15 protein-coding genes are annotated in these 16,890 nt (G+C 66.5%); 1 reads left to right on the forward strand and 14 read right to left on the reverse strand.

Annotated features, from left to right (window positions below):
• Positions 1–37: 37 nt before the first annotated feature.
• Complete coding sequence (gltA, locus tag HUW53_RS11215) at positions 38–1,348, forward strand: citrate synthase (RefSeq protein WP_237345851.1); 1,311 nt, start codon at positions 38–40, stop codon at positions 1,346–1,348.
• Positions 1,349–1,770: 422 nt separating this feature from the next.
• Here the strand turns inward: gltA and lpxB are convergent, their stop codons facing one another.
• The 14 genes from lpxB to HUW53_RS11285 form a co-directional block, all read right to left on the reverse strand.
• A complete protein-coding gene (gene lpxB / locus HUW53_RS11220; protein WP_237345905.1) occupies positions 1,771–2,931 on the reverse strand; it encodes a lipid-A-disaccharide synthase in 1,161 nt (386 codons plus the stop codon).
• Positions 2,932–2,945: 14 nt separating this feature from the next.
• The gene (locus HUW53_RS11225; protein WP_237345852.1) at positions 2,946–3,794 is read right to left on the reverse strand and encodes an LpxI family protein; all 849 of its coding nucleotides are present in this window, start codon (positions 3,792–3,794) and stop codon (positions 2,946–2,948) included.
• 80 nt (positions 3,795–3,874) lie between these two features.
• Positions 3,875–4,681, reverse strand: a complete 807-nt coding sequence (gene lpxA / locus HUW53_RS11230) for an acyl-ACP--UDP-N-acetylglucosamine O-acyltransferase (protein WP_237345853.1) — start codon at positions 4,679–4,681, stop codon at positions 3,875–3,877.
• Positions 4,682–4,683: 2 nt separating this feature from the next.
• Entirely contained in the window at positions 4,684–5,169 is a 486-nt protein-coding gene (fabZ, locus tag HUW53_RS11235) for a 3-hydroxyacyl-ACP dehydratase FabZ (RefSeq protein ID WP_237345854.1), read from the reverse strand.
• Positions 5,166–6,251, reverse strand: a complete 1,086-nt coding sequence (lpxD, locus tag HUW53_RS11240; RefSeq protein ID WP_237345855.1) for a UDP-3-O-(3-hydroxymyristoyl)glucosamine N-acyltransferase — start codon at positions 6,249–6,251, stop codon at positions 5,166–5,168. Before lpxD ends, fabZ begins: the two co-directional genes overlap by 4 nt.
• A gap of 75 nt (positions 6,252–6,326) precedes the next feature.
• Complete coding sequence (gene bamA / locus HUW53_RS11245; RefSeq protein WP_237345856.1) at positions 6,327–8,876, reverse strand: outer membrane protein assembly factor BamA; 2,550 nt, start codon at positions 8,874–8,876, stop codon at positions 6,327–6,329.
• Between the two features lie 185 nt (positions 8,877–9,061).
• Entirely contained in the window at positions 9,062–10,219 is a 1,158-nt protein-coding gene (gene rseP, locus HUW53_RS11250; RefSeq protein WP_237345857.1) for an RIP metalloprotease RseP, read from the reverse strand.
• 59 nt (positions 10,220–10,278) lie between these two features.
• Positions 10,279–11,472, reverse strand: coding sequence for a 1-deoxy-D-xylulose-5-phosphate reductoisomerase (gene dxr / locus HUW53_RS11255; protein ID WP_237345858.1), 1,194 nt, complete (start codon positions 11,470–11,472; stop codon positions 10,279–10,281).
• 10 nt (positions 11,473–11,482) lie between these two features.
• Positions 11,483–12,277, reverse strand: coding sequence for a phosphatidate cytidylyltransferase (locus tag HUW53_RS11260; protein WP_237345859.1), 795 nt, complete (start codon positions 12,275–12,277; stop codon positions 11,483–11,485).
• A 53-nt stretch (positions 12,278–12,330) separates the two neighbouring features.
• Positions 12,331–13,098, reverse strand: coding sequence for an isoprenyl transferase (locus tag HUW53_RS11265; RefSeq protein ID WP_237345860.1), 768 nt, complete (start codon positions 13,096–13,098; stop codon positions 12,331–12,333).
• Positions 13,099–13,141: 43 nt separating this feature from the next.
• Positions 13,142–13,705: a ribosome recycling factor gene (frr, locus tag HUW53_RS11270; RefSeq protein WP_237345861.1), complete on the reverse strand. Its 564-nt coding sequence runs from the start codon at positions 13,703–13,705 to the stop codon at positions 13,142–13,144.
• A gap of 244 nt (positions 13,706–13,949) precedes the next feature.
• A complete protein-coding gene (gene pyrH / locus HUW53_RS11275) occupies positions 13,950–14,714 on the reverse strand; it encodes a UMP kinase (protein WP_370877854.1) in 765 nt (254 codons plus the stop codon).
• A gap of 23 nt (positions 14,715–14,737) precedes the next feature.
• Positions 14,738–15,661 carry a translation elongation factor Ts gene (tsf, locus tag HUW53_RS11280; RefSeq protein WP_237345862.1) on the reverse strand — a complete coding sequence of 308 codons (924 nt, stop codon included), beginning with the start codon at positions 15,659–15,661 and terminating at the stop codon, positions 14,738–14,740.
• A gap of 111 nt (positions 15,662–15,772) precedes the next feature.
• The gene (locus HUW53_RS11285) at positions 15,773–16,774 is read right to left on the reverse strand and encodes a 30S ribosomal protein S2 (RefSeq protein ID WP_237345863.1); all 1,002 of its coding nucleotides are present in this window, start codon (positions 16,772–16,774) and stop codon (positions 15,773–15,775) included.
• Positions 16,775–16,890: the final 116 nt, after the last annotated feature.

Consider the following 16,890-nt stretch of genomic DNA (forward strand, 5'->3'; position numbering starts at 1 on the left):
GCGAAGGCGCCCAGTCCGCCCAAAGGATGAGGGATCCATGGACGCCACCAACAACTCCGGGGCCAAAGCCGCCAAGTTCAGCTTGGGCGAAAAGAGCTGGGATCTGCCGATCCGCGGGGGAACTATCGGGCCTGACGTAGTCGACATCTCGAAGCTCTACGGCCAGACCGGGATGTTCACCTACGACCCTGGCTTTACCTCGACGGCCTCGTGCGAAAGCAAGATTACCTATATCGATGGCGATGAGGGCGTGCTGCTCTACCGCGGCTACCCCATCGAGCAGCTCGCCGAGAACGGCGACTTCCTTGAAACCTGTTATCTCCTGCTTTACGGCGAACTGCCGACCGCCGCCCAGAAGGCGGAGTTCGACCAATCCGTGACTCATCACACGATGATTCACGATCAGATGACCCGTTTCTTCAACGGTTTCCGCCGTGACGCCCACCCGATGGCCATCATGGTGGCTTCGGTCGGCGCTCTGTCGGCCTTCTATCACGACTCGACAGACATTTCTGATCCGAACCAGCGCCTCATCGCGTCCATCCGCATGATCGCGAAGATGCCGACGCTGGCGGCCATGGCCTACAAGTATTCCGTGGGCCAGCCCTTTGTTTATCCCAAGAATGAATTGGATTACGCGTCCAATTTCCTGAACATGTGCTTCGCAGTTCCTTGCGAAGACTACAAGGTGAGCCCGACGCTCTCCCGCGCCCTGGATAAGATCTTTATCCTCCACGCGGATCACGAGCAGAACGCCTCCACCTCCACGGTCCGTCTCGCCGGTTCGTCGGGTGCCAACCCGTTCGCCTGCATCGCGGCCGGCGTCGCCTGCCTGTGGGGTCCCGCCCACGGCGGCGCTAATGAGGCGGCCCTCAAGATGCTCGCCGAGATCGGCAGCGTGGACCGCATTCCCGAGTTCATCGCCCGCGCCAAGGACAAGAACGATCCGTTCCGTCTCATGGGCTTCGGCCACCGGGTCTACAAGAATTACGACCCGCGCGCGAAGATCATGCAGCGCACCTGCCATGAGGTCCTCACCGAGCTCGGCATCAAGGACGATCCGCTGCTCGACGTGGCGGTGGAGTTGGAGCGCATTGCGCTTCACGATGAATACTTCATCGAAAAGAAGCTCTATCCGAACATCGATTTCTACTCCGGCATCACCCTGAAGGCGATGGGCTTCCCCACCACCATGTTCACGGTGCTGTTCGCCCTGGCCCGCACCGTGGGCTGGATCGGCCAGTGGAAGGAAATGATCGAGGATCCGAGCCAGCGCATCGGCCGTCCGCGTCAGCTCTACACCGGCGCCGACCGCCGGGACTATGTGGCGATGTCGCAGCGCAAGTGAGCGCGCGCGGCTCCGAGCCGATCGCGTTCGGGCTGCCAGACACAGCAGAAGGGCGAGGCCATGGCGGCCTCGCCCTTTTTCTTTTGGCTGACGCCTCCGCTGGCCGCCGGCGGGCCCTTCTCCCTTGCTTGCCGCACCCTCTCCCGCGATGCACCACGGCAGACGCGCACATCTCTCTGCCGAGACCGGAGAAGCGCGCGCGTGGAGCTCAAGGGGCCTTGCTCCGGCACACGTGGCCTGTCGGCGGGGCAGAGGGCGCACCGCAAGCGGTCGAGCCGCATCGTGGTATGGAGAAGAATGGGGGACGCCACCCGAGGCCAGCCAGACTGAGCGGGCCGACGGGACCCTCCCTTGGCGGCACTTGGTGGCACCTCGTGGCAACCCAGAGGCCCTTGCCTGCAGCGCCTGCGATGAAGCCCCGGCTATTCCGGTGCCGGGAGCGCCGCGGTGCGTCCGCTCCGCGCCAGACGCAGCACCACCTCTGCCGCCCGCGCGCTGGGGCTGAGCCCGGTGATGCCGAAGATCTCGTCGAGCCGCGCAAACGCCTCTTCCTGCCGGCGCCGCGCGGGTCCCTCCGCGATCACATCCCCCAATGCGCCCACCAGTGCCGGAACGGTGCAATATTCCTGTAGGAACTCCGGCACCACATTCTGACCCAACACCAGATTGGGAAGGATGACCGTGGTGCCCTTCAGCACCCGCCGCCCGATCTGGGCCTCCAGCCAGCCGACCCGATAGGCCGCCACATGGGGAATGCCCGCGAGAGCAAGCTCCAGCGTCACCGTGCCGGACGCGGCCAGCGCCGCCCGCGCGGTGCGGAAAGCGGCATATTTTTCCGCCTCGCCGACAATCACGCGCGGACGCACGGGCCAGCTTGCGACCGTCTCTTCGACCAACCCCTGCAGGTGAGGCAGGGTGGGCAGCACCAGATCCAGCGTCCGCGCGCCGGCGACCTGCCCGAGCGCGGCGCCGAAATCAGCTCCCAGCCGCACGATCTCCCGCCGGCGGCTCCCCGGCAGCACAAGAATCCGAGGCGGCGCGCCGCGACGGCGCGCGGCTTCTTCCGGGTTTGGACGCAGTTCCGCCAGCCGCTCCAGCAGCGGATGCCCCACGTAGAAGGTGGGCGGCCCGCCGAGCCGCCGATGCACCTCCGGCTCAAACGGCAGCACCGCCAGCAGTGCATCCACATAAGGCCGCATCGCGCGCGCGCGCCCCTCGCGCCACACCCAGACCGTGGGCGACACGTATTTCACGATCGGAATGCGCGGGTTGGCCGCCCGCACCCGCGCCGCGACCCGGTGTGTGAAATCCGGTGCATCGATCAGCACCAGCACATCGGGCGGATCGGCCAGGACCGCCGCCACGGTCTCCTTCAGCCGCCGCAGGATCGTCGGCAGCTTGGCCATCACCGAGGTGATGCCGATGGCGGTCAGGTCCTCCATGGGATAAAAGCTGTTCAGCCCCGCCGCCGCCATGCGCGCGCCGCCCACCCCAGTGTAGGCGATACCCTCCGGAGCGGCATCCCGCAGGGTCCGCATGAGCGCCCCGCCGAGTTGATCGCCCGACTCCTCCCCCGCCAGCATGAAGATGCGCAGGGTCAAGACAGGCCCTCATCCACGCCCGCGACGAACAGGCCAAGCCGGTCCGCCACCGCGATCAGCGCCGCCGCGTCCGGCACGATGGCGCCCCCGGCTTCGAATGCGATACCCGCCAATCCCGCCTCCGCCGCCCGCTCCACCGTGGCCGGGCCGAGCGAAGGCAGATCGACACGCCGGTCCTGCCCCGGCTTCGGCGCCTTCACCAGAACTCCGCGTCCAGCCGGAAAGCGAAGCCGGCCGCTGCGCCGCAACTCGCCATAGCGAGCCAACATCTGGTCCGTGCCTTCCGCCGCCTCGACCGCGGCCACCAGGCCATCCACCACCACCACCCCTTGACCCACATCGAACGGACCAAGGGTCTGCACGAGCCCAAGTCCCAGCGCGATGTCGCGCCGCGCCTGCGCGCTGGGACCATGACTGCCGAGCACGCCCGCCGGCAACAGCAGCCTCGGCGCCACCTCGTGCGCGCCACAGAGCTGGAAGCCCTGCTCGGCCACCAGACCCAGCACGCCCGAAAGAAGATGATTGTCCCCGCCGCGAAACAGCCGGGCGATGCGTGGCAAAAGGCGCACCATGGTCCAGTCGAGGCCGAGATCCCGCACCCGAGGCCGTGTCAGGCCGCCGACCATCACCACCTGCTGAATCCCGCGCGCCTTCGCCTTGGCCGCCACGCTGCCCAGCGAGCCGAGACGGAACCAATGGTGCTCGTAGCGCTCAAGGGCCGGATCCGCGAAGCCGCGAATGAGGAACAGGACCACGTCGCGCCCCTGCGCCCGCACGGCATCCGCCACAGCCGCCGGAAATGCGCCGTTGCCGGCTACGATACCGATCGGCCCGCCCGCGGACATGCCATTGACGCCTTTGCCGGCTGACCGCGCGCTCCCGTCGCCAGCGCCGCGTACCTCAGTCGGCGGCGTGGCAGCCAAGATCACGCCTCCCCACTCACGCCCCGCGAGGGATGGCAGAGCGCGCGCTTGCGATCGGCATCGATAAACGCCATCACCTGCGCCACGAACGGCGAGCTCTCCACCTTTTCCCGGAGCCGCTCCAGTCGCTCGTCGAACGTACCCGCGCCGAAGAACAGCTCGCGATACACGGCCCGCGCCTCGTGCAGCTGGGTCTTGGTGAAGCCGCGCCGCTTCATCCCCACCACGTTGAGCCCGACGAGCTTGCCGGCCTGGCCCAACACATTGGCGAAGGGAATGACATCCTCACGCACGCCGGTGAGGCCCGAGATCATGCATTGCGCCCCGATGCGCGTGAACTGGTGAACCGCGCACTGCCCCCCGAGGAAGGTGAAGTCACCCACGCTCACATGGCCGCCCAGCACCGCGTTATTGGCGAAAATTACATTGTCGCCGACGATGCAATCGTGGCCCACATGGGAGCCCGTCATCATCATGACGTGATCACCGATGCGGGTGACGCCCCTGCCCCCGGCAGTCCCGATATTGGCGGTCGCATGCTCCCGCAGCAGGCAATCGGAGCCGATCTCCAGCCGCGTGGCCTCGCCCTTGTAATGCACCGATTGCGGCGCCGTCCCCAGCGACGCGAACGGATAGATCTCCGTGCGCGCGCCGATGGTCGTGTCGCCCTGGATATTCACATGAGCATGCAGCCGGACTCCGGCGGCGAGCTTCACATCAGGGCCGAGGATGCAATAGGGGCCGATCACCACATCGTCGGCAAGACCCGCCGCGTTTTCAACGCGGGCGGTGGGGTCGATCCTGGACACGCTCAATTCTCCACGATCATGGCGCCGACCTTGGCCTCGGCCACCAGCTCGCCCCGCACTTTTGCCTCGCCCCGATACCACCACATGTTCCTGCGCCGAGAAATGCGCGTCATATGGTATTCCAGCACGTCACCCGGGACCACCGGTCGACGAAACTTCGCCTCGTCGATGGTCATGAAATAGACCAGCGACGGCTTTTGTCCGTTGTCCTTCCCCATCACGCAGATGACGCCCGCGGTCTGCGCCATGCCCTCGATGATGAGGACGCCCGGCATGACCGGATTGCCTGGGAAATGACCCTGGAAGTGCGGCTCGTTGGCGGTGACATTCTTGACGCCGACGCACGAGCGATCGGCATCGATCCGCTCCACACGATCCACCATCAAAAACGGATAGCGATGCGGCAGGCACGCCAGGATGCGCTGAATGTCGACGCATTCCAGCACCTTTTCCTCGGGCGATGCGTCCTGCGTCAGCGTCTCGCTCATGCGTTCGATCCTTCCCCGTCGTCGTCAGCGGTTCGGCGCGCGGCCAACTTCTTCAGGGTTGTCACCTCGCGGAACCACTCCCGCACCGGCTTCGCCGGCGAACCGCCCCAGCGCACCCCCGGCGGCACATCGCCCTTCACGTTGCTGGAGGCCGCGATCTGCGCGCCGTCGCCGATGGTGACGTGACCCACCACCCCCACTTGGCCACCCAGCATGACGAAATCGCCGAGCCGCGTGGAGCCGGAAATACCGGTCTGCGACACCACGATGCAATGCCGGCCGATCACCACGTTGTGGGCAATCTGCACCAGATTGTCGATCTTGCTGCCCTCGCCGATCACGGTATCGGACAGCGCGCCGCGGTCGATCGTGGTGTTCGCGCCAATCTCCACATCGTCCTGGATCACCACCCGCCCAAGCTGCGGCACTTTCTGATGACCCTTGGGGCTCGGCTGGTAGCCAAAGCCATCGGTACCGATGCGCGCGCCCCCGTGAATGATGACATTGTTGCCGAGCAGCGCGTGGATGACGCTGGCACCCGGCCCAACCGCGCTGTTGCGCCCGATACGAACCTTCGGTCCGATGATTGCGCCGGCGCAGATCACCGTACCCGCACCCACTTCCACATCCGGCCCCACCACCGCGCCCGGATCCACCGTGACGCCGGCCTCGAGCCGCGCCGAGGGATGAACCAACGCACCGGGCGCGATGCCCTCCTGCCCAAAAATCGGCAACGGGCGCAGCGCCGAGGGAAACAGAGTCCGGGTCACCGCCAGAAACGCCGCCGCCGGCCGCGCCGAAATGAGCAGCGCCAGCCCGTCCGGGGCCTTGTCCGCGAACCGCTCCGACGTGATGCAGGCGGCCGCGCGGGTTGCACCCATCTTGTCCGCGAACTCCACCGAGTCACAGAACGCAAGCTCGCCCGGCCCCGCGGTCTCCAGGGTCGCGACGCCGGTGATGACCCGCGCCCCCAGACCCACATCGCCGGAGCCATCGGGAACCAGCAGGCGCGCGCCGCTCGCCTCGGCCACATCATTCAACGACAACGGCGCCGGCAGTGGGAAGAAGGAGGTCTCAGTCATGGCCAAATATGTTCAGGCGCCGGAGGGTCGCGGCATCAAGCCTTGACCCGCCGGCGCCTGCCTCAAGAAGAGAGATCAGAAGCGCGTTCCGCCCGAGAACCGGAACTCCTGGATCTGGTCGTAGCTCGCCTTCGATAGCGCCCAGGCATAGTCGAAGCGCAAGGGGCCGAAAGGAGACTGCCAGATCAAGCTCGCGCCAATCGACGAGCGGATAACATTATCATCCGCGACGCACACGTTACCGATCGCATTCTTCGTTGTATAGCCGGTGGTCTTGCAGAACACGACATTCGGGCTGTTATAGGCATTATTGCCATTCCAGCCAGCCACGCCCGGAAACGAGTAGTCCCCATTGTAATCGTAGACTGAGCCAGCATCGGCAAACACGGCCATCTTCAAACCGATGTCCTTCGGCAGGAAGGCGAGCGGAAACTGGACCTCGCTCGACACTCCCCAGTAGAGCGTACCACCAAGCGCAGTGGTCGTATCACTCTGACAGTTCAAATAAGCCGGGGCGAGCTTGTTCGTCGGCATCTTCCCATACACGCCATTGTCGTCTGGCCCGTACCCGGTCTTCGCGCAGCCCGAAACATCGCGAGGACCGATACCCGACGGAGCAAAACCACGAACAAGGTTCGGACCCATGAAAAAGTTATTCATCATGGACGAGGAGTCGCCCCAGGAGTCCACATAGCCAGCCTGCCCGCGCAGGATCAGCACAGCGTCGCCAAACATCAGAGGAGTATAGTGGCGCACGTCCGCAGTGGTACGAAGGAAGTTCACATCCCCCCCCAGCCCCGCAAGATCCTGCTTCAGCTCCGCATACAGACCCTGAGTCGGGCTCTGATTGTTGTCGAGGCCGTTGAACGACAGGGTATAACCCGCCACCGACGTAATCGTTGAGCCATCCGCCGCCGCCTGACGCACCGCCCAAGAGGTGGTCGTGTAGCAATACTCCTGCTGGTAGGCCAGCGGATAACTGCTCTGATCGCAGATGGAGATGTCACGCTGATAGAGGTTGTAACGCAGCGCGAACGTGATCTCGTCGGTAATCGGCAGACCCAGGCGGAGACCGCCACCCACCATCGTGGTGCCATAAGGCGTGTAGCTGGTGGCCTGCGTCTCCTTCCAATAGAGGTCGAAGCCGGCCGCGAGGCGATAGCCCAGGAAGTAGGGCTCGGTGAAGGAGAACTCGGCGCCCTGGGCATTCTGCCCCCAGGACCCGGACACCTTCACATACTGACCGCGACCGAGGAAATTCTTCTCACCCAGCGACACCTCGCCAATGATGCCGTCCGAGGTGGAGTAGCCACCAGAGACCGCGAACTCACCCGTGGGCTGATCCTCGACGTCCACCACCAGGATCACGCGGTCCGGCGCAGAACCCGGCTCGTTGGTGATCTTGACAGTCTTGAAGTAGCCGAGGTTGCGCAGCCGACGCTCGGCACGATCCACCAGCACCCGGTTGTACGCATCCCCTTCGCCGAGGTCGAACTCGCGCCGAATGACCCAGTCGCGTGTACGTGTGTTGCCGCGGATATCGATACGCTCGATATAGACGCGCGGCCCCTCCTCCACCACGAACAGGACGTTGATCTTCTTGCTCTCGAAGTCACGATCGCCGCGCGGACGAACCTGAGCGAAGGCGTAGCCGTTCTTCGAGACCTCGATGGTGAGGTTCTCAACCGACTTCTCGACCATCTCGGCGTTGTAGACCTGCCCATCCACAGCGCGCACCGCGCCCTTCAAAGAGTCGCTCGGCACGTCCTTGATGTTCGAGACCACGTCGATCTTGCCGAACTTGTAGGGCTCGCCTTCATCAAGCGTGAAGGTGATGATGTAGCCCTTGCCGGCCGGATCGAGCTCGGCCGTCGCCGCCAGGATGCGGAAGTCGGCATAGCCGTTCTTCAGGTAGAAGCGCCGCAGCAGCTCCTGGTCCGAATTCACCCGATCCGGATCATAGACGTCGGTCGACTTCAGGAAGGACAGCCAGTTGGTGGTGGTCGTCGAGATGACGTCCTTCAGCTTCCAATCCGAGAAGGCCTTGTTGCCGACGAACTTGATGTCCGCGACCCCGAGCTTGTCGCCTTCGTTGATCTCGAACACCAGATCCACGCGGCCGTTACCGCGATCGATGGTGACCGGATTGACCCGCACGCCCATGCGGCCAGACCGACGATAGACGTCGATGATGCGCTGGGTATCGGCCTGGACGGTGGCCTTGGAGAGCGGAGCGCGCGCCTTTGACTGCACCTCTCCGGACAGCACCTCATCCTTGATCTTTTTGTTGCCCTCGAAGGCAACCTTGTTGATCACCTCATTCTCGGAGACGCGAACGATGATGCGCCCACCCGACTGAGTGACCTGAACATCCGAGAAGAGGCCGGTGGCGTAGAGCGCCTTCCAGGCCTCATCGATCTTCGCGGCCGAGTAAGGAGCGGACCCGAAGTAGGAGCGGACGGTATCCGCATCTACCCGGCGATTTCCTTCCACGACGATGGTGCTGGATTGGGCCACCGCCGGCCCTGCCACCACGAGGGAACCGGCACCCGCCGACACCGCCACGCACGCAGCGATGCCCACGGCGGCGGCCAGCTTTCTCAACACCCGGAGCGGAGCAGTCATATGGCGCGCAACCCTGCAAAATTTCGACGAACGCAAACCCGCAACGGACCCGTCGCGGATTCTCACCCTGTGGTGCCGCTTGTACAAGCTTTTCGCCGTGCTGCAAACCGAGCCCGGCGTTTCGCCCGCCTTTTTGCCGGTACCGTTGCGTTCCCGCCACGACTCCCAGCGACCCCACAAACCCCTTACATCGCAGCGATATGCAGGACATCGTTCCAGGTCGCGAAGATCATCAGCATGAGCACCAGCGCAAGCCCGATCCGAAACCCGATGTCCTGCGTGCGGGCGCTCAACGGCCGACCGCGCACTGCCTCGAAAGCGTAGAACAGAAGATGTCCCCCATCCAACATCGGAATGGGAAAGAGGTTAAGAAGCCCGATCGAAACCGACAGCACCGCCGCCAGCGACAGCAGCGCACCGATTCCGAAGGTCGCCACCTGCCCCGACACCTGCGCGATGCGGATGGGACCGCCGAGCTGATCGGCCGATTCCCGCCCGGCGATCAGGCCGCCGAGGTAATCGAAAGTCCGCGCCACCACGAACCAGGTTTCCTGCACCCCCATCGCCACCGCCTCGACCGGGCCGTAGCGGTGAACCGTCACATCGCCCTCCGCGAGGGAGCGGGAAATGCCCAGCAGGCCGGTGCGGTGGACGTTGCCGAATCCGTCCTTCACTTCCTTCAGCTCGGGAGTCGCGGTCAGCGTCACATCGGCGCCGCCCCGCTCCACCCGGAACATGAGCGGCTGGCCGGCATGGATGCCGACAATGCGCTGCATGTCGGCGAAGCTCTCCACCTTGGCGCCGTCGATCTCCAGCACGAGGTCGCCCGGCTTGAAGCCCGCCACCTCGGCGGCGCTGCCAGCCGTCACCTGATCCACGCGCGGGGCCGAGACCGGACGGCCGAACACCATGAACACGAATGAGAAGATCACAATCGCCAGAATGAAATTGGCGATCGGCCCGGCGGCCACGATGGCGGCCCGCCACTTCACCGGCTGGAAGAAAAAGCTCTCGCGCCGCTCGGCCGGCGTCATCCGGGCCAGCGAGGCCTGATCCGGCACCGATGCCGCATCCTCGTCCCCATAGAATTTCACATAGCCGCCGAGCGGAATGGCGGACAAGCGCCAGCGGGTGCCATGCCGGTCATTGAAGCCCGCGATCTCCGGCCCGAAGCCCAGAGAGAAGGTGAGGATGCGCACCCCGGCCCGCCGCGCCACCCAGAAGTGACCGAGCTCGTGGAAAAACACCACCAAGGTCAGCACGAACAGGAATGGAATGACGTAGCTCAGCAGGGATGTGCCGAAACCGGTGACTGTCGCCCCGAATGCCGAAACTGCGTCCATCGTCCTTACGTCCTCGCGCGTGGCGGCGGAGCCATTGCCGCAAATCGCCGATGCTGTCCTTAGGATGCCTTTGCGGCAAACTTAGGCAAGAGTCCTTCGCTGAGGCGCCGCGCCTCGGCATCCAGGGCGAGCGCGTCGTCCACCGAAGCCGGCGCCGCCGCCCCATCCAGCCGCGCCAGCGTCTCTTCCACCAGATCGGTCAGGCCATAGAAAGAGAGGCGCCCATCCAGGAAGGCGGCCACCGCCACCTCATTCGCGGCATTGAGACGGGTGGGCGCCGCGCCCCCCTCCGCCATTGCCGCGCGCGCCAGCCGCAGGGCCGGAAACCGCGCCTCGTCCGGCGCCTCGAACGTCAGCTTGCCGGCGGCAACCAGGTCCAGCCGCCGGCTGGTGGTGACGAAGCGGTCCGGATAGCTGAGGCAATGGGCGATGGGGACGCACATGTCCGGCACCGCCAGCCCCGCCACCACGGCCCCGTCCACGAAAGACACCAGGCCGTGCACCACCGATTCGGGATGCACCACCGCGTCCAGCCGCTCCGCCGGCAAGGCAAACAGATGGTGGGCCTCGATCAGCTCCAGCCCCTTGTTCATCATGGTCGCCGAATCGATGGTGATCTTGGCGCCCATGGACCAATTGGGATGCTTGAGCGCGTCGGCGGGCGTCGCCCGCGCGATCTCCTCTCGCCGCTTCAGGCGAAACGGGCCACCGGAGGCGGTGATGGTCACCTTCTCCACCGCCCGCGCGGGCGCGGCCGACAGCGCCTGAAAGATGGCATTGTGCTCGCTGTCCATGGGCAGCAGTTCAACCCCACGGCGGGCGGCCTCCGCCATGAAGAAGGCGCCGGCCGCCACCAGGCATTCCTTGTTGGCCAGAGCCATCCGCCGCCCGGCGCCCAGCGCCGCCACCGATGGGGCCAGGCCCGCCACGCCGACGATGGCGCTGACCACCAGGTCGCACGCCCGCGCCGCCGCCTCCAGCACTGCCGAGGGACCGGCGCCGGACGCGATGCCGCTGCCGGCGAGCGCATCCGCCAGGGCTGGCCCGGCCTTGGGGTCGGCGACCGCCGCGAAGCGCGCGCCCAGGGCGCGGGCGGTTTCGGCCAGCGCCGCCACATCCCGCCCCCCGGCCACCGCTTCCACCTGGAAGCGGCCGGGCGCGTCCGCGAGCACCTTGGCCACGCTGCGGCCGATGGAGCCGGTGGCGCCGAGCAGCGTCAGGCGTTGGCGAGGGTGATCCGAAGCATGTTCCATGGATCCCTTCCTACCACAACAGGAGGGCGGCCGCCGGGTCCATGCCACCGTGCAGCTCGGCGAGCAGCAGCGCCGCGAGCGCGGCGGCGGCAAAGCCGTCGAGCCGGTCCAGAATGCCGCCATGACCGGGGATGAGGCGGCTTGCGTCCTTCACGCCGCAGCGCCGCTTCACCGCCGATTCGGCCAGATCGCCGGCCTGGCTCACCGCGCTGAGGGCCAAGGCGATGACACCCGCCGGCCAGAGATCGGCCACCCCGCCGACCGCCACCACCACAACCCCGGCGACGACCCCCGCCACCGCGCCGCCGATGGCGCCCGACCATGTCTTGTTCGGCGACACCCGCGGCCACAGCTTGGGGCCGCCGAGGGCCCGGCCGACGAAATAGGCGAAGATGTCGGTGGCCCACACCACCGCATAAATGAAAAGCACCGCCAGCAGCCCCAGCGGCCCCTCCCCCCGCAGAGCGATGATGGGCAGCGCCGCGGCCGCCGCCACCAGCACGCCCGAAAGGCTCCACACGCTTTGGCGCGGCACCAGCAGCGCCGCCACCGCCGCGCAGCCGAGGACCGTGCCGAGGGCCGAAGACCGGCTCCCGAAGACCAGCATCCCGGCGCCGACCACCACCGCGACCGCCCCCAGCGTCAGCCAGAGGGTGCGCTTGCCGAGCCGCGCCATGGCGGACCATTCATAGAGAATCGCGAGGCCAGCGAGCACCCAGAGCGCCGCGAACGGCCAGCCGCCGAACACGGTCAGGCCCAGCACCAGCGGCACCAGCACCAGGGCCGACAGGGTACGATGCCTCAAATCGCTGCTGACGCGCGCGGGAGACGGGCGAGGGGCCGGATCTTCAGCCGGCATCAGCGCGCCGGAGACGGCACCACACCGCCGAAGCGGCGCTCGCGCCGCGCAAATTCATTGACGGCCGACACCAGCGCCGCCTTGTCGAAGTCCGGCCAGTAGATGGGCAGGAACACGAATTCGGCGTAAGCCGCCTGCCACAGCAGGAAATTCGACAGCCGCTGCTCCCCGGAGGTGCGCACGATGAGATCGGGATCGGGGATGCCCGCCGTCTCCAGCCGCTGCGAGATCAGCTCGACCGTGACGTCCTCAGGCCGCAGGCGCCCGGCCACCGCGTCGGCGGCGATGGAGGCCGCGGCTGCGGCAATCTCCTGCCGCGCGCCATAGTTGAAGGCCACCACCAGGGTGAGCCCCTGATTGCCACGCGTCAGCGCCTCGGCCTCGTCGAGCAGGGCGCGGATGTCCTTGGAAAGGCCGGCGCGTTCGCCGATCACCCGCACCCGCACGTCCTGGGCGTGCATGTCCGCCAGATCGTGCCGGATGAAGAACTTCAGGAGCCGCATCAGCTCCGACACCTCGGTCACCGGCCGCGACCAGTTCTCGTGGGAGAAGCTGTAGATGGTGAGATAACGAATGCCGATGTCGCGGGCGGCGCGCACGCATCGGCGCAGCGCCTCCACTCCCCGCCGATGCCCCTCCACCCGCGGCAGCTTGCGCGAGGTCGCCCAGCGCCCGTTGCCGTCCATGATGATGCCCACATGCACCGGCACCACCGCCGGCACCTCCTCGGCACCGGTAGCGTCGCGCGTGGCGGCACGCAGGGACATGGCTTGCTCAGGGCTCAAAAACGTGGGCTCCTTGCCGGGCGGCTCAGACGGACAGAATTTCCTTTTCCTTGTGGGCCACCACCTGATCCACCTCGATAATGGCTTCGTCGGTGGCCTTCTGGACGTCCTTCGAGAGCCGATCCAGATCATCGGCGCTCATCTCGGCGTCCTTCTCCAGCTTCTTGAGCTGGTCCATGCCGTCGCGCCGCACATGACGCACCGAGACGCGGGCCGCCTCCGCATATTTGTGGGCCACCTTCACCAGCTCCTGGCGCCGCTCCTGGTTCAGCTCCGGAATACGCAGGCGCAGCACCTGCCCCTCGGTGGCCGGGTTGAGGCCCAGGTTGCTGTTCTGGATGGCCTTTTCCACGGCGCTCACCATGCTGCGGTCCCACACCTGCACCTGGAGCAGCCGCGCTTCCGGCACCGAGACCGTCGCCACTTGGTTCATGGGCATGCGGGACCCATAGGCCTCCACCATGATGGGCTCCAGAAGGCTGGCGGAAGCCCGGCCCGTGCGCAGGCCCCCAAGCTCGTCCTTGAGCACGCCGATGGCGCCCTGCATGCGGCGCTTGATGTCGGCCAGATCGAAGGAAGCGGTGGTCATGGCAATCCTCTGTGCTGTCTCGTCTCGGCGCTTGCGGCCGAACCTTTTAGCCTTTCGCCCCGCCAAGAGCGACGGCGAAGTGAAGAAATCTGCGTGATGGTCCCGCCTGTGATCCGGAGCCCTCGACAAACTAACGAAACCGGGGCGCGACGGAAGCGGTCAAGATCAAACGCGGGCACAATTCCCCACCCCTCGCCACCCGCACAACGGAAGCCGCCGCCCGCGAGGCGCGGCGCCTTCCCTCTCAGGGCGCCACGACGGTCACCCGGCCGGAACCCGTGGCCGCCCGGACAATCGCCCCCGGCTCGCGAATGGAGAACACGATGATCGGCAGCGCCGCCTCCCGCGCAAGGGCGAAGGCAGCCGCGTCCATCACCTTCAGATCATAGGCCAGAGCCTGATCGTGGGTGAGCCGGTCATAGCGGGTCGCGGAAGGATCCGTCTTCGGATCGGCGGTATAGACCCCGTCCACGTTGGTCGCCTTCAGCACCGCGTCACAATCGAGCTCCGCCGCGCGCAGAACCGCCCCCGTGTCGGTGGTGAAATAGGGATTCCCGGTCCCGCCCGCGAGCAGGACGATGCGCCCGCGCCGCAGATGCCGCAAGGCCGGCTGGCGGGCGTAGGGCTCGCACACGGTCGGCATGGGAACCGCCGAGAGGGTACGGGCCGGCGCCCCCGCCTTCTCGATGGCCTGCTCCAGGGCAAGGCCGTTCATGACGGTGGCGAGCATGCCCATGTGGTCGGCGGTGGCCCGGTCGAGGTCTTCGCCCGCCACCCGCGCGCCGCGCAGGATGTTGCCGCCGCCCACCACCACCGCCACCTCGCAGCCGAGCGCGCGCGCCGCCACGAGGTCGCGGGCGATGGCCGCGACGGTCGGCGGATGAAGGCCGAATGGCTCCGGCCCCATCAACGCCTCCCCCGACACCTTCACCAGGATGCGGGGATAGGGGAGCCCCGGCGCCGCATACGGCATCCGAGGCTCGGGAACATCCGAATCGTCGAACGACATGGGGACGCCCCCTCCCCGTTCGCTCAGGACTGGCCGGCGGCGGCGGCCACCTCGGCCGCGAAGTCGGTCTCTTCCTTCTCGATGCCCTCACCGAGGGCATAGCGCACGAAGCCCTTGAGCGTGATCGGCGCGCCGACCTGGCCCTCGGCCTCCTTCAGCACCTGGGCCACCGACTTGGAGCCGTCATGCACGAAGGCCTGATCGAGGAGGGTGTTCTCCTTGAAGAAGCTCTTCATGCCGCTCTCGGCGATCTTGTCCTGCACGTTGGCGGGCTTGCCCTGGTGCTTCTCGAGCAGGATCGCCTTCTCGCGGGCGACCGTCTCGGCCGGGATGCCGGAGGCGTCGAGCGCCAGCGGGTTCAGCGCCGCCACATGCATGGCGATCTGACGGCCGAGGGTGGACAGCTTCTCCACATCGCCGGTCGATTCGAGCGCCACCAGCACGCCGATGCGGCCCTGACCATCAGCCACCTGGCCATGGACATAGGTGGCCACCACGCCCGCGGACACCGTGAGCTTGGCGGCCCGGCGCAGGGTCATGTTCTCGCCGATCTTGGCGATGAGGGCGGTGAGCTTGTCGGCCACCGTCAGATCCTCGCCGGGGAACTTGGCGCAGGCCACGGCCTCGAGGGTGCCCTCGGTGTTGAGGGCCACCTTGGCCGCCTCGCGCACGAACGCCTGGAAGTCGGGGTTGCGGGCGACGAAGTCGGTCTCCGCATTCACTTCCACGGCGGCGGCATAGTGGCCGGAGGACTCGACGGCAACGAGACCCTCGGCGGCCACGCGGCCGGCCTTCTTGGCGGCCTTGGCGAGGCCCTTCTTGCGCAGCCAGTCCACGGCAGCTTCGATGTCGCCGCTCGTCTCGGTGAGCGCGGACTTGCAGTCCATCATGCCTGCGCCGGTCTTTTCGCGCAGTTCCTTGACGAGCCCGGCGGTGATCGCAGCCATGTTCAATCCCTTCTTCTCGCACCACGGCCGGCCAGGGTTATCCCGAGCCGGCCGCCGGGGACGCCCCGCGCCCCCAATTATCCTTGATTCGTTTTCAGCCTCGCGACGAGATCATTCGGCCTCGGCGGAGAGCTCCTTGGCCTGGGCGATCCAGCCGTCCACGCGGCCGGGCAGACCCACCTCGTCGCCGATGCGGTCGGCGTCGATCTGATCGAGGCCGGCGATCTGCGAGAAATGGAACACACCCAGTTCGTTCAGCTTCTGCTCGATCTCGGGGGAGACGCCGGTGAGCTTCTTCAGGTCGTCGGCGACGCCGCGCGGACCGGACAGAGGCTCGAACGTCATCCACACGCCTTCAGCCGGCAGCTCCTCGGCCAGCGGCACGTCCTCGGCACCGATGTCGATGCCCAGATCGCTCTGGCTGCGGCCGATGCCGTCGATGGCGGCGCGGGCGATGAGATCGCAATACAGCTGGATGGCGCGACCGGCGTCGTCATTGCCGGGCACCGGGAAGGCGATGCCGTCCGGATCGCAATTGGTGTCGAGGATGGCCGCCACCGGGATGCCGAGGCGCTGGGCCTCCTTCACGGCGATGTCTTCCTTGTTCGTGTCGATCACGAACAGCAGATCCGGCAGGCCGCCCATGTCGCGGATGCCGCCGAGAGCCTTCTCCAGCTTCTCCTTCTCACGCGACAGCGTGAGACGCTCCTTCTTGGTGTAGCCGGAAGAGGCTTCCGGCGCCGCCAGGGTCTCTTCCAGCTTCTTCAGCCGGGCGATGGAGTTGGAAATGGTCTTCCAGTTGGTGAGCATGCCGCCGAGCCAGCGGTGGTTCACGAAATACTGGGCCGAGCGGCGGGCGGCGTCGGCCACCTGGTCGGCCGCCTGGCGCTTGGTGCCGACGAACAGCACGCGGCCGCCCTGGGCCACCGTGTCGGACACGGCCTGAAGCGCGCGATGCAGCGCGGGCACGGTCTGCGACAGGTCGAGAATGTGGATGTTGTTGCGAACGCCGAAGATGTACGGGGCCATCTTGGGGTTCCAACGGTGGGCCTGATGGCCAAAGTGCACGCCAGCTTCCAGAAGCTGACGCATCGAATAATCGGGAAGCGCCATTTTATCTCTCCGGTTGAACCTCCGCGGACGTACCCCCGATCCGACAGGATGCGAGGGCACCGGATGGCCATAGGGCCGAATGTCCGCGTGCGGGATGGCGCGGCTTATAGGGGAAG

Origin of the sequence: Xanthobacter agilis (assembly GCF_021730435.1) — a bacterium.
Classification (GTDB): domain Bacteria; phylum Pseudomonadota; class Alphaproteobacteria; order Rhizobiales; family Xanthobacteraceae; genus Xanthobacter; species Xanthobacter agilis.

Coding starts and splice junctions, on each gene's coding strand:
- HUW53_RS11225 (WP_237345852.1), bottom strand. CDS start 3,794: ATGTCCGCGGGCGGGCCGATCGGTATCGTAGCCGGCAACGGCGCATTT.
- lpxB (WP_237345905.1), bottom strand. CDS start 2,931: ATGCTGGCGGGGGAGGAGTCGGGCGATCAACTCGGCGGGGCGCTCATG.
- lpxD (WP_237345855.1), bottom strand. CDS start 6,251: ATGACTGAGACCTCCTTCTTCCCACTGCCGGCGCCGTTGTCGTTGAAT.
- rseP (WP_237345857.1), bottom strand. CDS start 10,219: ATGGACGCAGTTTCGGCATTCGGGGCGACAGTCACCGGTTTCGGCACA.
- frr (WP_237345861.1), bottom strand. CDS start 13,705: ATGACCACCGCTTCCTTCGATCTGGCCGACATCAAGCGCCGCATGCAG.
- HUW53_RS11265 (WP_237345860.1), bottom strand. CDS start 13,098: ATGTCCCTGCGTGCCGCCACGCGCGACGCTACCGGTGCCGAGGAGGTG.
- dxr (WP_237345858.1), bottom strand. CDS start 11,472: ATGGAACATGCTTCGGATCACCCTCGCCAACGCCTGACGCTGCTCGGC.
- pyrH (WP_370877854.1), bottom strand. CDS start 14,714: ATGTCGTTCGACGATTCGGATGTTCCCGAGCCTCGGATGCCGTATGCG.
- HUW53_RS11285 (WP_237345863.1), bottom strand. CDS start 16,774: ATGGCGCTTCCCGATTATTCGATGCGTCAGCTTCTGGAAGCTGGCGTG.
- tsf (WP_237345862.1), bottom strand. CDS start 15,661: ATGGCTGCGATCACCGCCGGGCTCGTCAAGGAACTGCGCGAAAAGACC.
- fabZ (WP_237345854.1), bottom strand. CDS start 5,169: ATGAGCGAGACGCTGACGCAGGACGCATCGCCCGAGGAAAAGGTGCTG.
- bamA (WP_237345856.1), bottom strand. CDS start 8,876: ATGACTGCTCCGCTCCGGGTGTTGAGAAAGCTGGCCGCCGCCGTGGGC.
- gltA (WP_237345851.1), top strand. CDS start 38: ATGGACGCCACCAACAACTCCGGGGCCAAAGCCGCCAAGTTCAGCTTG.